General features: G+C 32.6%; 9 protein-coding genes, 1 tRNA gene and 2 pseudogenes. 6 read left to right on the top strand and 6 right to left on the bottom strand.

The genetic code is table 11. From position 1 onward, the window contains the following. Nucleotides 1-2 precede the first annotated feature (2 nt). On the bottom strand, nucleotides 3-4502 hold the full coding sequence (locus tag ACQH21_RS08140; RefSeq protein WP_425384220.1) for a hypothetical protein: 4500 nt from the start codon (nucleotides 4500-4502) through the stop codon (nucleotides 3-5). 562 nt (nucleotides 4503-5064) lie between these two features. Beyond that, nucleotides 5065-6069 (bottom strand): NAD(P)/FAD-dependent oxidoreductase, encoded by a 1005-nt coding sequence (locus ACQH21_RS08135; protein WP_265041907.1) that lies wholly within the window; start codon nucleotides 6067-6069, stop codon nucleotides 5065-5067. Between the two features lie 141 nt (nucleotides 6070-6210). Here ACQH21_RS08135 and ACQH21_RS08130 point away from each other — a divergent pair. After that, nucleotides 6211-7364 (top strand): annotated as a pseudogene (locus ACQH21_RS08130) (IS3 family transposase). A gap of 43 nt (nucleotides 7365-7407) precedes the next feature. Here ACQH21_RS08130 and ACQH21_RS08125 read toward each other — a convergent pair. Next, nucleotides 7408-8352, bottom strand: a pseudogene (locus ACQH21_RS08125) (ComEC/Rec2 family competence protein); the annotation flags it as partial. Nucleotides 8353-8448: 96 nt separating this feature from the next. Between ACQH21_RS08125 and ACQH21_RS08120 the strand changes: the two are divergent. Both ACQH21_RS08120 and ACQH21_RS08115 read left to right on the top strand, forming a co-directional pair. After that, a tRNA-Met gene (locus ACQH21_RS08120) sits at nucleotides 8449-8525 on the top strand. Nucleotides 8526-8889: 364 nt separating this feature from the next. Beyond that, nucleotides 8890-9570: a hypothetical protein gene (locus tag ACQH21_RS08115; protein ID WP_265041969.1), complete on the top strand. Its 681-nt coding sequence runs from the start codon at nucleotides 8890-8892 to the stop codon at nucleotides 9568-9570. A gap of 25 nt (nucleotides 9571-9595) precedes the next feature. Here the strand turns inward: ACQH21_RS08115 and tmk are convergent, their stop codons facing one another. After that, on the bottom strand, nucleotides 9596-10189 hold the full coding sequence (gene tmk, locus ACQH21_RS08110) for a dTMP kinase (protein WP_010403811.1): 594 nt from the start codon (nucleotides 10187-10189) through the stop codon (nucleotides 9596-9598). Nucleotides 10190-10291: 102 nt separating this feature from the next. On the opposite strand from tmk, the gene ACQH21_RS08105 reads away from it, so the two are divergent. The 3 genes from ACQH21_RS08105 (at nucleotide 10292) to ACQH21_RS08095 (ending at nucleotide 13841) form a co-directional block, all read left to right on the top strand. Next, a complete protein-coding gene (locus tag ACQH21_RS08105; RefSeq protein ID WP_425384219.1) occupies nucleotides 10292-10864 on the top strand; it encodes a thioredoxin family protein in 573 nt (190 codons plus the stop codon). Nucleotides 10865-10869: 5 nt separating this feature from the next. Beyond that, the gene (locus ACQH21_RS08100; RefSeq protein WP_425384218.1) at nucleotides 10870-12588 is read left to right on the top strand and encodes a monovalent cation:proton antiporter-2 (CPA2) family protein; all 1719 of its coding nucleotides are present in this window, start codon (nucleotides 10870-10872) and stop codon (nucleotides 12586-12588) included. Between the two features lie 92 nt (nucleotides 12589-12680). Next, nucleotides 12681-13841: an aspartate kinase gene (locus ACQH21_RS08095; protein WP_029237635.1), complete on the top strand. Its 1161-nt coding sequence runs from the start codon at nucleotides 12681-12683 to the stop codon at nucleotides 13839-13841. Nucleotides 13842-13856: 15 nt separating this feature from the next. On the opposite strand, the gene recF is transcribed toward ACQH21_RS08095, so the two are convergent. Both recF and bcp read right to left on the bottom strand, forming a co-directional pair. Further along, nucleotides 13857-14936: a DNA replication/repair protein RecF gene (gene recF / locus ACQH21_RS08090; protein WP_425384217.1), complete on the bottom strand. Its 1080-nt coding sequence runs from the start codon at nucleotides 14934-14936 to the stop codon at nucleotides 13857-13859. Nucleotides 14937-14944: 8 nt separating this feature from the next. After that, nucleotides 14945-15412 (bottom strand): thioredoxin-dependent thiol peroxidase, encoded by a 468-nt coding sequence (bcp, locus tag ACQH21_RS08085; RefSeq protein ID WP_425384216.1) that lies wholly within the window; start codon nucleotides 15410-15412, stop codon nucleotides 14945-14947. Nucleotides 15413-15454: the final 42 nt, after the last annotated feature.

Raw genomic sequence — 15454 nt, 5'->3', positions numbered from 1 at the left:
TCCTACCTATTTTGTTGTCTATTTACTGCTGGTTCCACAGATGGCTGATCTATATTAGTGCTACATTCTTTTTGAAAAAAAGATTCAAGAAAATCGATCGTTATCTTATGGTTGCTTTCTGATTTTTTAATTCTCTCTTCATTATTTGAGCCTTTTTCTTCTATCTTCAATTTTCTGGTTGTATTTAAGCTTTGATAATCTACAGGAGCTTCTTTTTCCTTCATAAATCCAGCATTTATCAAATGTTCTTTGCAGAGTATCAATTCATAACTACCCTTATTATCTTTACGTGCAGTTCTACCTTTAATCTGTGTTTCTTCTTTTATATCAAGTGAAAAGAATGTCTGTATAACATGCACCCCGCCGCTATTTTCTACAGCAACACTAGACTTAAAATCAACACCACGACCCATACCTCTTGTTGCTAGCGTTATTGTTTTTGCAATACCTGCTTCATCAATATACTTCTCTTTGGCATGCTCTTCAGTATTTTCTGTTAATGTATGCAATCGATCAAATTTACCGGAGAATTTTTCTTTGAATTTGTTTATTTCTATATCTGTATTAAAAAATATTAACACTGATTGTCCTGAACCAACCTTAGAGTTTGCATGATTAAAAATTTTACTGAGCCATTCTTCTTCTGAATTCTGAGATGTAAAATTTTCACTTGAATTAAATTTTAAATGAGAATCACCAAAAAAAGATGGCATGATGGAATTTTCTCTGATGTTATAAGATTCTCTTACCACTTTTTTCTCATGATCATTAAGCGTAGCTAAGGTACCACTCACTCCTAAGATAAGAGGATATTTCTCAGGCAATTTTGCATAAGATACTACGCCACAACCTATATTCAAATACCCATAATTTTTACAATCAAAGTCTTTTTTCTTCAATCTAAAATAATTAAATATGTTATAGTAACCACAGTAAGTGTGAGTAGAATAAATCCCATCGGATTTTCTATAACTTATGATTCCTTTATCGTTAATTTTATAGTTGTTAATGTACCAATCTTGATCACTTCCTTTTGTAACACGTATTGCAGCATCAATCATTTCCTCTAGATGTTCTTGATAGAGAGACCGATTAGTATATTCTTTTTTAATAACCACATTATCTTTTTCTTTCAAAAGATAGTATTTTCCAGGTTTAAATAAAAATTTATTAAATTCTTTAAAATCTTGATTTCTTTCTCCTATCTTTTTCTTAATGAATTCTTCTACCTCTTTCAAAATAGTACTTTTTTCATAATTTTTGCTGGCCATTTCCCATATTTTTTCCTGAATACTATCTAATGCTGGAATTCTTATAGTATTACATGCACCATAAGTATTCCCATAGAATTGATCAGAAAAGAAAACATCCACTTCATCTATTAAAAGAGTAGTATTACTAATATCCTCTTGCTTTATCTGTCCAGATTGCTCCGCACTGTGATTTAAAATAAGACCTTCAACTAATTCTCTTAAACCTTGCTTCTTGCCATTTACCTCAGGCTTTATCACTTCATTTGCCATCTTCTCAAATGTACCATAAGTTATCTTGTCACCAATACCAAACTCCTTAAAAAAGCCGTTAAAATCTTGTTGATCTCGAGTTGCTAAGTATTCACTATAACAAACAGTTCTGACCTTATGACCTGTCAATACTAATAGTGAAGAGAGTAAACCTAGTACAAGCGATTTGCCTTGTCCTGTTAAGACTTGTGCAAGATGCTTATCAACACCTTTAGAGTCTTTATCAACACTTAACAATCGCAAAATGCATAATATTTGAATACAATGTGGCTTTAAGCTTTTTCCTGTACTTGCAATATCCTTTGATTCTTGTATAGACCACACAGCAGCTAATCCAGCAAGAAGATCAGGTAAAGTTTCTCTCTTGAATTTTGTGTTCCATTCATCAATTTTAATTTGTTTTGATTGCTCCCGTACCTTTTCAGTAATAAATTTAATTTTATCTTGGTAATTTTTGTCAGAAGTCTCTTGTATATAGGAGTTAAATTCTTTTAAGTATCTGTTATAGCAATCTCTTAGTGTTTCTACTGTGCTATTATTGTTTTCTTTTCTATATAGCTCTAAAGCTTTGTCTATATCAATCTCATCTTGTTTTCTTAAATACCAAAAAGATTCCCCTATGATACCAATTCGTTTTTTAAAATCCTCATAAGATATGCTATTCCCTACTACAGAAATAAACGGCTTTGTACTTTCTTCTTTGAATATATCGAAAGACACGTAGTTAGGTTGCTCCTTTAGATAAAGAAAAGATTTCTTAATTGCTGACAGTAACTCACTTGCTGCACTCAAATTATCGTCATCAGACCATTTTTTTTGCTCAAGTAAATTACTTACACTATTTAATAGATCTTGAGTGATTTCAATTAAGTAGTGATTAGGGATATTATCCTTATATTTTTTGATGAAATTTTCAGGATCTAAAACCTTATATGAATTTTTATCTTTATTGGCTACTTCTACTTCAGTTAAGTCATTATTAGTTCCTTTAATAAACCAACTGAATTCTATACTATTTAAATCCTCTAAAAACTCATTAAATGATCTAAAGTACTTAATTAACTCTTGTGATTTTGCTTTTTGATCAAGTACAGTACTTGCAATATTAAGTAATGTTTGACGTATTTCTTCCATGTCTTGCTTGAACTTCCCATAAGGAAATTTATCAGGAATTTTTTCTAAAATAGATTCCCTATTCTTCCAATACTCATTATATACATCTACCAAATCTCTAAAATCATCAGATTGTCTATCTAAAAATGCCTTCTTGATAGATTCTATTTGTTTTGTTAAAATGTCTTGATCAATTTTCTTAACTTCTTTTGAGAGATAAGGTCTTGTCTGTGTGATAAACCTTGCAGTATTGTGCGTTACTATTCTGAACAACTCATAATGATCATCTTTTGTTTCACTTATGAAATTTGTGTATCCTGTTAGAAGAGGTTCAAATAACTTTAATTCTTCTTTGGAAAGTAGGTTGGCAATAGCATTGTCAAGAATATAAATCCATACTAAGCGCTCCTCAGGTATAGCTGACAACTTGTCACTGCTAACAAACAAGCTCTTGATAAATTGCCATGGTGTTTTATCACCAGAATTTTGTAATAACTTGAATTCATACTCAAAATTCCTTTTGTTAGAATAATAACCTGGTTTAAAATGTTCCATTAGTGTAAAGATAAAGCGATATTGCTGCTCAAGAGAGTGGTTTAAAGAGGAAGTTGATGGCCAATTTATAGTTTTTATCAAGCCCCATTTTCCTTGTTCATTTTTTTTAAGCAAATCATTAACAGGAATGTCTGTTTTACTACTAATCTCTAAAATTAACTCCTTAAAGCTCTTACAAAGATAAAAATAAATAGGATTGGTTAAAGGCGCAAAATTTCTTACTGACTCATGCTGCCTTATTTCCTCTACATTTTTAAACAAAATGTCCCACGAATTGCCTATAAAATCTAGAAAAGGTTGCTTATTCATCATGTCAATAAGGTCTGCAAACAATTCTATATCTTTATTGCTGATATAAAATATTGACTTATCATTCAAGCGAGATAAATGATCTGCCATGATAGATGGAGCCATCACAAAAATAGACCCGAAATATTTATCATGTAAGGTGTTTCTATGATTATTTATTCCACCTTTACAGATCTGCTGTAATCCTGTTAGTAAATCCATTGTATAAAATTGATCAACCTGAGAAAACTCTTTCTTTCTTACATCCAGAGCTCTTTCTTTATCAAGCAATTGTTGATTACTACTATTCGTCTCGCACGAAATGTTCTTATTCTTAACTATATCATCTAATATCAATATATTACTAGAGAACTTTCTCCAATCTTCTAATCTTTTAGAAAACTGAAAAAGATCCTCTGCATACTCAAGATTATCTGCAGTTTTACCACTTCTATCCTGCAAAAGTTGTTTAAACTGTTCATAAGCTTTATCCCTGTCATTTAATAATTCATCTTCTATAATTTTAGTAATTTTAAGCTTTTTAAGAAAATTTCGTTTTATATCTATAGGATGCCCAGCAAAATCTAACTCTTTAATCTTGTTGAAGCTTACTCTTGCAATAAAGTTTTCCTGATCAAAAGTAAATAAATAACTTGGACTTTGCTTCCTGATATAAACTGTTTTATTATTATATGGATGAGTAAATTGACACGAATCTAGTTTTATTAAATGATTATTCTCCCATTGTCCCTCTGTATATCCATTTTCACCAAATGACTTCCTTGTTCCCTTATTTTTATTAAAGCTACTTTGATCAGCTTTTCCAGATTTGCCGTCTTTCCAAGTACGCTGCTTAAAATGTGATACAGTAGGAATAGACTCCAGGTCAGAATCACTTTCACAAGATATAGAAGATCTCTCAACCTTATCACTAGCATCACAGTACTCCTCATCAGAGGAATGAGTTGAAGAAGGTAGCAAATTCTGACTTACCTGCTGACTATTAGAATTTCCTACGTGCATAATAACCCCCTATAAAGAATTATCAATATTCTTAATTTAAGATGTTTTATTCTTTGAAAAGAGGCAAGAAAAAATTTTATATGTCGATAAATAAGGTTCTTAAAACACGGTGTTTTTTTTCCAAAATTTGTTGATTTATACCAATTCCCATTAGTAATAAAACACATGAAAAGGAGCTCTTTTTGCCTATAATTAGGGAGTTAAGCAAATTTATAACCTACCTCATTTGTCTTGCCAATAACGATTATTGGTATTAGTTATGGTGGTTGAAATAGCAAACCAATTAAGTTGCCTCGTCCAGCGCTCTCTTTTAGTCAATTGCTGTTTTTTCCTTGTAAAAATTTAGCTTACCTTTTACATCTAAATAGCTAATAAGATTCTGTCTTTTATAGATGAGTAATCCTCTAGGAATCGTCTTCTTGAACTCTATGATATTATTTTTTGCAACATTGTTATATACGTCATGGCAAGGGAGTTGGGGGAATTTGTAAAGTAATCTTTTTCGTTTGTATTCCCTTATGCTTGAGATAACTGCATGCAGGTTCATGGATCTCTTTACTCTTTAATTTCGATGAATTCCCTTTGAAGTTGAATATTGAAAATTAACTGGAGAATTGTGAATTACTTTGTATATGTGATAACAAGCCATGGCGCTCTCAGCAAAGCCATTTAGTATCAATTTTAGTTTGCCTGGATAAGTAGCTATATCTCCGATTGCATATATTCTATCTCTACTGGTTCTAAGTGTAGCTGGGTCGACAGTTATGCGGCCATGTTCTAACTCTATACCCCAACTGTTTATTGGCCAAAGATTCATTGACAATCCAAAAAATGGCAGCAGAAAATCAGTGGATATTTCTTTTTCTTCCTTAGAGGCAATGTTTTTTACTATCACTGCGCTCAACTGCCCATTACCTCCTGCTAGTTCGTGTAATTGATATGGCACTACCAGTTCTATCTTTCCATTATTTTCAAGTGATTCTAATTTATTTCTAGTTTCAGGAGTGCAGCGAAATTCCTTTCTCCTATGTATCACATAAATTTTCTTTGCAACTTTAGAAAGTTCTACAGTCCAATCAGCCGCAGAATCCCCCCCCCCTGCAATGACTATAGTTTTGTCCTGAAAATCAGAAATTTTATTTACATTATAAAATACAGATTTATTTTCATATTCTAATATACCACTTAAGGGTGGACGGTTAGGTTCAAACATTCCGTTACCTGCAGCAATGATAACGGCTTTGCATTTTACCTCTGTACCTATGTTCGTTATGATAGTAAAGTTTTCACCTTCGTTATTTGAAATCTTTTCCACTTTTTGACTTAAATGGTAAACAGGCTCAAACGGTGAAGCTTGCTCCATTAGTCGCTCAATTAATTTTTGGGCAGTAATTACAGGATAACCAGGTATATCATATATTGGCTTTTCTGAGTAAAGAGCTGTGCATTGTCCTCCTGCTTGATCCAAAACATCTATTACATGACATCTCATATCAAGCATTCCCGCTTGAAAAGCAGTGAATATTCCAACAGGCCCTGCACCTATTATTACGATATCGGTTTCCATATTCAGATGGTGATCTATTTATAGATATTAGCTTTCTTTGCTAACAAGGTCAATTTACAAAGTGACCTTACCCAGAAAAAGTAGACAGAAAGTTAAGACGTTTTTGAAGTAAAATAAAACGTTTTTTCAAAGAGGTGTGGTATGACAAAAAGAAAAGAATATACAGCAGAATTCAAAATTGAAGCTATAAGACTAGTAAAAGAAACAGGTCAATCATCAGCAAAAATAGCAAGAGATTTGGGTATTAGCGGTGATTCATTAAGCAGATGGGTAAAAACATACAATGATAGAATGTCTGGAGTAGATGCGTTTCCAGGAAAAGGGAAAGTAGCTCATTGTGACAAAGAAAAGTTTGATTTAAAGAAAGAGCTGGCAAGAGTAACGAGGGAAAGAGACATTTTAAAAAAAGCCCTGGGATATTTTGCAAACCAAAAAGAGTAAAATATTCTTTTATAAAAGAACATGAAAACTGCTATAAAATACGGGAATTATGCAGATTTTTGAACGTATCTGCTTGTGGTTATTATAAATGGATTACTAAGGAAAAAAACAACAAAAAATCAATAAGAGAAGAGCTCATACAAGATATTCAGAAGGTATATCGAGCATCACAATGCAGATACGGAGCTCCTAAAATTCACGCTGAATTAAAGGCTTTAGGTAAAAATTATAACATCAAAACAGTGCAAAATGTTATGCAGAAAAATGGCATTCAAGCTAAGCTTAGACGAAAGTTTAAAAGTAAAAAACCACAAATAGACAATAGAGTTATAACTCCTAACATATTAAATCAGAATTTCATCGCTGATCAACCTAACAAGATATGGGTAACTGATATTACGTACATAAAAACTAATGAAGGATGGTTATATTTGGCAGCAATAATAGATTTATATTCACGCATGGTGATTGGCTGGTCAATGAGTAATGCAGTAAATAGGCAATTAGTTATAGATGCGTTATTCATGGCTATTGGTAGGCGCAAATCTGCTAAAAATCTACTATTTCATAGCGATCAAGGATCGCAATACACCTCTAAAAATTATCAATTTTTACTAAGTACAAAAAATATTACTTCTAGTATGAGTCACAAAGGTTGTTGTTATGATAATGCTGTTTCAGAGAGCTTTTTTAGTTCACTTAAGAGAGAGTTACTCATTGATACTTCACAACACTCTGCACAACAAGCTAAAACCGCAATATTTGAATATATAGAAATTTTTTATAATAAACAGCGTAGACATTCTACTATTAACTATTGCATTCCTGAGCTTTTTGATTCATCATTCTCATAGCAAAAACGTCTTAACTTTCTGTCTACTTTTTCTGGGTAAGGTCAGAAATTTGCATACCGGTAATCAACAAATAAAAGGTAGTTGGCAAGATAGTAAAGAATGCAGATATTTTTTTAGTGTTATATTTAAGAGTCAAAGTTTCAGATATTGCAAATAAATTACGGAATACTATAAAAAATAGACCAGCAACAAACGATAAATGTAAACCAGATATAGCGAATAAATGTGCTATACCTGAATCTCGTATCGCATTCATAGTTTTTTGATCTATCCCGTCTTTTTTGCCAATTAATAATGCAGAGATTATGTCCGCGTGTGGCTTTTTGGTATTTTGCTGTAGGTTTTCATAGATATATTGACGGAAAGATTCTATATACTCTTGAAATTTTCTTGCTTCAGCCTTTTTGTACAGGACTATTTTGCTTGTTGCAAAGCCTGTTGCACTTATTTTCTGATAATATGCTATTCTTGCAAAATCATATGCATATTCCGAAGGCGCAATTTTTGGAGGAAAGAGTTTTGCTGATAATTTTACTTGATCCCCTATTTTAATGCCTTCTTCCGCTTTGGTTTTAACTGATATTCTGATGTTATCCAGCTTGAACTTCGTGTTTTTTATTTCATAAAGCAAAAATTGTTTATATGAGCCCCTATCGTTAATATCCTTCACTGTAGCAACAATATCTTTCACATACCTTTCCTTATCAAGAATGTGAGTATTAACTGAATCTGTTCTGAATTTGCTGGCTGTAAATCCTATGAGCACTGCAATTAAAGAAATGCATAATATTGCGTATTTCCTGTATAATATTGCAATCAGAATTAGTATAGGTGAAAGCAAGAGAAAAATAGATATAGTGAAAGCACAGCTTGGTTCAAAATTTAATGAGAAATAGGTTAAAATTCCTGCACACTGAAAAACAGGGAACCACAATATCAAGTTATATTTTTCATTGCACAGATTGTTATGTATATAATTTACTATCATGTTAAGAAAGGTTAATAGATATATAAATATATGTAATAGTGTGATTTTATTCTTTTATTTATTATTATTACGCATATAATAATAAATAAGCAACGACGCGGGATGGAGCAGCTCGGTAGCTCGTCAGGCTCATAACCTGAAGGTCGTAGGTTCAAATCCTACTCCCGCAACCATCTTTCAATTGTACAAACATCGCGATTTCTCTTATTATAATAGCAATGGTATTTCTGACTCAAAGCTTGTTTTTGACCTGTAGGCTCAATCGCAACATTCAGTAAAAAACTTAAGGTATTTATTGGTGAATTACATTAAATTATAGTGGCTGCATGTCTTTTTTATTTTTTCTACATTTAGCCAAATCACGCTTGTTAGTACATTATCAATTTAAATTATTAAAACTCGCTATTCGGGACTTCTTTTGCCTTTTTTCTATTTGGTTGGATGATTTTATAAATTAATTAAAATATTCATAATATTGATTTCTTATCACAACAATGCTATTATTAAGCTAATATTACTTTTAGTGAGGTATGAGCAATGGTTGATGTGGCTTTTATTGGCGTAAATACGGTTATTGATAACGGATACAGAAGAAAAATAAAACTCGTTATGTCAGGGTTATTTTTAGCTGTATCAGCAGCAACTGCTATCTGGTTTATCTTTCCTGGATCGCAAAATGTACTTGCTCCATTCTTGCTTCCAGCTATATTCCTTCTCTTGACTCTGTCTATGGGATATTATACGTTTCTTTTTGGTTGTGAGAAAAAATCTGTAGTAGAAAATGTTCTAGGTATGGTTGAACCTGCTGAGTCAGTTAAGAGAGTGCGTTGCCAAGACGAGATCGAATCTTTGCTAGCAAAAACAAGAGATATCACAAAAAATAAGTTTTGTAACATACTGATTAATCTTTGTTTTGAGGATCGTATCAAAGCGCACAAACTTGCTTTATATGTAAGAGAAATTGATAGCGTTGCATCCTCGATAAAAGACGAGGATCTGTTAAATCACTTTGATCAATTTTTTACCATAACTGAAGTAAGCAATAAGAATAGTAGAAATGAGCTAATTAATCGCGCAAGAATATATAGAACAATAAGTGAAAAACCTAAAAATGAAATACAAAGTTTTTTAGCTAATCAAAAAGAGAGTCTTTCGTATGAAATAACGTCACCTAAAATTGATAATTTTTTACCACAGGTTAATGCAGTAACTGTTTAGGTTAGCAAAAGTTCAATACGTATAGCTAAGTCTTTGCAATATCAATAATTTCATTGTGTACATGATTATCACTTTTTTTTTCAATTCCAGTAATAACATTACATCTATTAGATTCTTTTATAGCTATTTCTTGAAATCCTTTTCGAATTTTATGATAGAAATCAATGCTCATTTCTTCATACTTATTTTTATCCTTTGCTCTGCTGAGTCCAACTTGAACATCAATATCTAAAATAAATGTGATATCTGGATATTTAATTTCCACTAATTTGTGTAAGTCTCTTATTAGACTCAAGTCAACACCTAGTCCATACCCTTGATACGCAATAGTTGAATCGATAAATCGATCACAAATAACTGTCTTTCCCTCTTTAAGAGCTGGCAATATTAATTTTTTCATATGTTCGTGCCTCATCGAGATAAGCAGCAAGAGTTCAGAAATAGGATCAATATTATCCTTAAGTAGTAATCCTCTTATTTTTTCTGCAAAATCAGTACCACCTGGTTCTCTAGTCAATACGACATTATTTTCACCGTGAATTTGCTTGAAATAATTTGCAAGTAACTCAGACTGTGTTGTTTTACCAGAACCATCTATTCCTTCGAAGGTTATGAACATAAATTTTATAATTACAATGCTAAATGCAAGCAGTGTACATAGAAACCATTTGACATTTAAGCAATAAGATCATAAATTATGGTATACAATTCTCTATGAGCTATGGTTACGCTAGACACTCCTAAGATAGATTTAGACTTTACTGCAAAGAATTTCAATCTCCTGGGAGTGGATAACAAATATTATACATTAAGTGAGTGCTATGGGGAAAATGGTCTCATTGTAATGTTTATATGCAATCACTGTCCTTACGTTCAATCAATTATTAGCAATCTAGTAAGCGATGTTAATTTGTTGAAAAAAGATTATCAGGTAAACACCGTTGCAATCATGCCAAATGATGTAAATGAGTACCCAGAAGACTCCTTTGAAAACATGATTAATTTTGCCAAGGAAAATCAGTTTACATTTCCATATTTGATTGACAATAACCAAGAAGTAGCTAAAGAGTATGGTGCTGTTTGTACCCCTGATTTTTTTGGCTTTAATTCCAAACTAGCCCTCTGCTATCGCGGGCGTTTTAACAACACAAAAAAAGAGGAAGTTCAAAATTACGAAGTAGGAAGTAGTGATTTATTTCAAGCCATGAAATTTATTGCAGAAACTAGCAATCCTCCAGTTGACCAAAAATCAAGCATTGGTTGTTCAATAAAATGGTCTAATTCTACAGGTTAAATATTATGCACAGCGGCTCTCAGCATTTGTTTGATATTATAATTTTACTCTCTGCTGCTGTGTTTATAGTCATAGCGTTTTGGAAAATGAATATTAGCCCAGTACTTGGTTACTTTGTTGCAGGTGCATTGATTGGTTCTCATGGATTTAATCTGATACATTCAGTTGAAGTAATGGATAACTTTGCAGAGTTTGGCGTAGTTTTCCTATTGTTCATTATAGGTCTTGAATTGACATTTGAACGCCTTATCGCTATGCGTAGGCATGTGTTTGGGTTTGGTTCCCTTCAAGTTATAGTTACCATGATAGCAATATGGTGCATTGCTCTTGCCTTTGGAGTAAATACAAACATGGCAGCAGTTATTGGTGGTGGACTTGCACTATCCTCAACAGCAATAGTGTTGCAGGTTCTGCAAGAAAAGGGTTCTCAAGCAAGCCAAGTTGGTAGATTGTCAATAGCAGTGCTACTAATGCAGGACTTTGCAGTGGTACCTCTAATAGTACTAGTGCCCCTGCTTACTGGCAATTCTGAACACAGCTTAATAAGCTCGTTGGCAGGCTCATTAGTGCAAGCAGCTATTGCATTGGTGTTGATATTTGTAACTGGTAGGTTATTACTGAGGCCATTGTTTTCGGTTATTGCCAAAATGGAGAGTAATGAAATCTTTATATCAACAACACTTCTGATAATATTAGGATCAGCATTTATTACTGAACAATTTCATTTATCAATGGCATTAGGCGCATTTGTTGCTGGGTTACTAGTTGCAGAAACAGAACACAGGAATTCGGTAGAACATGCAGTATTGCCATTTAAAGACTTATTTCTTGGTTTATTCTTTATGACTGTTGGCATGTCTATTGATATTGACCTTTTACTCAATAAGTTACCACTCGTTACTTTATTATCAATTATCCTTATCGTTTTAAAGACGTCCATTATATATACATTGTGTAGATTTTTTGGATTTAGAAGTGCACCTGCAATACAAGCTGGATTACTGCTTGCACAAGGAGGTGAATTTGCATTTATTTTATTCCGTTTAGCAGATGAATTAGATGTACTATCAAGTGAAATCGCTCAAGTGCTTATGATGGTAACTACAGTAACTATGGCTTTTACTCCTCTTTTATCGGGAATTGGAGACTGGATAGCAAATTCATTTAGCACTGAAAAAATAATACTAGACGATGAAGCAATCGAAACAGACACACAAGACCTTTATAATCACGTAATAGTTGCTGGGTTTGGTAGAGTGGGATATATGGTAACAAAAATGCTTACTGCAGAGCATTTAAGTTATGTTGTTGTAGATATTCAATCAAAAATAGTAAAAGAAGGAAAAGATGACAGTTTTCCTATATATCTTGGAGATGCTACAAGATATGAAATTTTAAAATCAGTAGGAATAGAAAGAGCTCAAGCTCTTGTGGTTTCGATAAAGAACGAAGTTACTATAAAGAAAATAGTTTCTCTAGTTGCAGCAAATTTTCCGCATGTAAATATTATAATACGTTTGCCAGATTTGAATAATGTGGAGGTTTATAAAGATCTAGGGGCTAGTAAAATTATTCCCGAAACATCTGAAATTGGATTGCAGCTAGGTGGAGCAGCATTAAGTTTAAGTGGAATTAGCGAAAGTGGAGTTACATCTTTAAAAGGTAAATTTAGAAAAGGCAACTACAGTATGTTAAAAGAACTTGGTAATGATAAAGATGAATAGCCCTATATCACTTTAATTAGTGACCAGAAAAAACACATTTAATTAAACAACTGTACTCTCTAGAAAGGTGAAAAATTGACCTTATTGTAACTATGAACAAAATAATCATAAAAAAATTTGGTGGGACTTCACTAACTGACTTAAATCGAGTTGCAAACCTGATAAAAAATGATATTGAGAAAGGTTGTAATGTAATCGCTGTTGTATCTGCTGCTGCAGGATTCACTGACCAAATGGCTTTTCAAGCTAGGCAAATTTCAAATTTAAATTGTAGACAAGAGTTATCAGAGTATGATGTTCTCCTTTCAGCAGGAGAACAGATCTCTTGCGCATTATTAGCTATCACTCTTCAATCTATCGGAGTTAATGCTAAATCATGGCTCGCCTGGCAGTTACCAATTCTAACGGATAATTTTTATTCTGAGTCTAAAATAAAAAAGATAAAAATTGACCATGTAAAAAGATCTTTTGCTGAGGGTTATACTGCTGCAATCATTGCTGGTTTTCAGGGTATATACGATGATAGAATCACTACTTTTGGTAGAGGAGGATCTGACATCTCAGCAATTGCCTTTGCTGTAGTCTTTGGTATTAGGACTTGTGAAATTTTTACTGATATTGACGGAATATATACAGCAGACCCAAAAATTGTTCCAAGGGCACGCAAGCTTAAATCTATCTCTTACAATGAAATATTGGAGATGTCGTCATCTGGTGCTAAAATATTGCATAATCGTTCAGTACAACTTGCAATGAAGCATAATATTAAGGTGCAAGTGTTATCCACTTTTGAGGAAGTAGAAGGCACTACAGTACTACACGAAAAAGATGTACTGGAAAGATACTTAATTACTGGAATAACTTATAGCACTCACGAAGCTCTTGTAACTTTTACTAACTTTGCAAATACTCTGGATACTTTAAGAGATATAGCAGGAGCAAACGTTAAAGTTGACATGATACATGGGTCAAGCTTTTTGATTTCTAAATTTGATGTTGATTTAATGAAAAAGTTATTGAACAAAAATGAAAATTATGTCGTAAACAATAATATAGCTAAAATTTCAATAATTGGTATTGGTGTTATGTCTAACACTGAAGTGATGTACCGCACACTCAAGGTTTTAAGCGAAAAAAAGATAGAAATACTTGCTGTCACAATGTCCGAAATCAAGATCAGTATAGTTGTTCAAAAAAAACACGCTGAGGCTTTAATTAGAGATTTACATACCGAATATGAGCTTGATGTATGACAGCACGCTTGAAATTTATTTACTTGATAATTCAAAAAACTTGAAAGAGCAAAGATAGTTATTGAAATTATCTTGATTTACATCGGTTATCCAAGTTTGACATTGAATGCTTAACACCTCCTCCATTAACACCTTTCTGTAATCTTTATCCAGATGCGACATTATATCGTCAAGCAGAAGAAGAGGTGCTTTATTGTAATGAATACACCTTGCTTTTACACTAGATAAGATGATAGAAAGCAGTAATAGCTTTTGCTCTCCAGTAGAACAAAGATTTATTGGCATGTCCCCTTTTTGGCAAAAAACCCAAAAATTATCATTATGTACAGAAAAGGTTACTCTACCAGTTAATGAGTCTTTTTCTCTGTTTTCCTTTAGACGATTCTGAAAATATTCTGCAGTATCGTCCAAAGTTAGCTGGCTGCTAAATTTCAAACTTGCCTTTGGAAAAAACTCACAAGAATGGTTATCAATTGTGTCTTGTAATATCTTTAAAACAGATGATCGCATACGTAAAATATCAATTGCATTGGTAGCCATGACGTTTTCAAGACTAGAGAGCCAACTTTCGTCCAAAATATTCTCTCTAAGCAATTTACTTCGCTCATGCTTAGCTTTTCTATATTTCATGTAGCAATAGGTGTAATTTTCTTCAAATAGTGAAACTATACGGTCTAAAAATTTTAACCTGTCGCTTGGAGAATTAAGAAGAATATAGTCCATTTGTGGAATTAGCCATATTACATTAGATATTCTATACAAAGATGAGTAGCTTGACTGCGTTTTCCCATCAATTTGTATTAATTTCTTATTAAGATTCTTTCCTATACCAATTGAGTTAAGCTCTGCTCCATTGAAAAAATCATAATACACTACCCAACTTTCATTACTGCGCCTATTTTGCATCTCATTGATTTTTGCTTTTTTCATTCCGTTGCTTTTAGCAAGCAATGAGATTGCTTCAAGTATATTAGTTTTTCCAATACCATTTTTGCCAGTTACTACAACTGGTCTATCATCTAAATCCAGTTCAAAGTTTGAATGACTACGAAAGTTATATAATTTCAGTTTTTTTATATAGCAATGGGTAGTCATTCTTTAATTTATATTCTCCTTACTTCTTCTAGAACCTCATCAACATGTCCACTAACTTTTACGTTTTTCCAGATCTTCACTACTTTACCTTTTTTATCTATTAAAAAAGTAGTGCGCTCTATTCCCATATACTTTTTGCCAAACATGCTTTTTTCTAGCCAAACACCATATTTTTCCAACATTTCAGCATTTTCATCAGAAACTAAAGAAAATGGCAAAGAATATTTTGCTTTGAAGTTAGCGTGGCACTTAACGCTATCTTTTGATACACCAATTATCACTGTGTCAAGAGAAGAGAAATTTTCTATTTTGTCTCTAAAGCCTTTTGCCTCCATTGTACAGCCCGGAGTATCGTCTTTAGGATAAAAATAAAGAACTACATTTTTTTTATCAAAAAATTCACTCAGCGATAAAATTTCGCCAGAATCTGTTGGCAAACTAAAATCAGGTGCATTATTTCCTACTGTTAATTCCATACTTTGCTCCATTATTAACACTTTTATGGTACTATAGTATAT

The sequence above is a fragment of the Wolbachia endosymbiont (group B) of Eupithecia inturbata genome (assembly GCF_964030915.1).
Lineage (GTDB): Bacteria > Pseudomonadota > Alphaproteobacteria > Rickettsiales > Anaplasmataceae > Wolbachia.
The sequence above is the reverse complement of the archived record's forward strand: the minus strand, read 5'-3'. Positions and strand labels throughout refer to the sequence as shown.

Coding starts and splice junctions, on each gene's coding strand:
- ACQH21_RS08140 (WP_425384220.1), bottom strand. CDS start 4,502: ATGCACGTAGGAAATTCTAATAGTCAGCAGGTAAGTCAGAATTTGCTA.
- ACQH21_RS08135 (WP_265041907.1), bottom strand. CDS start 6,069: ATGGAAACCGATATCGTAATAATAGGTGCAGGGCCTGTTGGAATATTC.
- ACQH21_RS08115 (WP_265041969.1), top strand. CDS start 8,890: ATGGTTGATGTGGCTTTTATTGGCGTAAATACGGTTATTGATAACGGA.
- tmk (WP_010403811.1), bottom strand. CDS start 10,189: ATGTTCATAACCTTCGAAGGAATAGATGGTTCTGGTAAAACAACACAG.
- ACQH21_RS08105 (WP_425384219.1), top strand. CDS start 10,292: ATGGTTACGCTAGACACTCCTAAGATAGATTTAGACTTTACTGCAAAG.
- ACQH21_RS08100 (WP_425384218.1), top strand. CDS start 10,870: ATGCACAGCGGCTCTCAGCATTTGTTTGATATTATAATTTTACTCTCT.
- ACQH21_RS08095 (WP_029237635.1), top strand. CDS start 12,681: ATGAACAAAATAATCATAAAAAAATTTGGTGGGACTTCACTAACTGAC.
- recF (WP_425384217.1), bottom strand. CDS start 14,936: ATGACTACCCATTGCTATATAAAAAAACTGAAATTATATAACTTTCGT.
- bcp (WP_425384216.1), bottom strand. CDS start 15,412: ATGGAATTAACAGTAGGAAATAATGCACCTGATTTTAGTTTGCCAACA.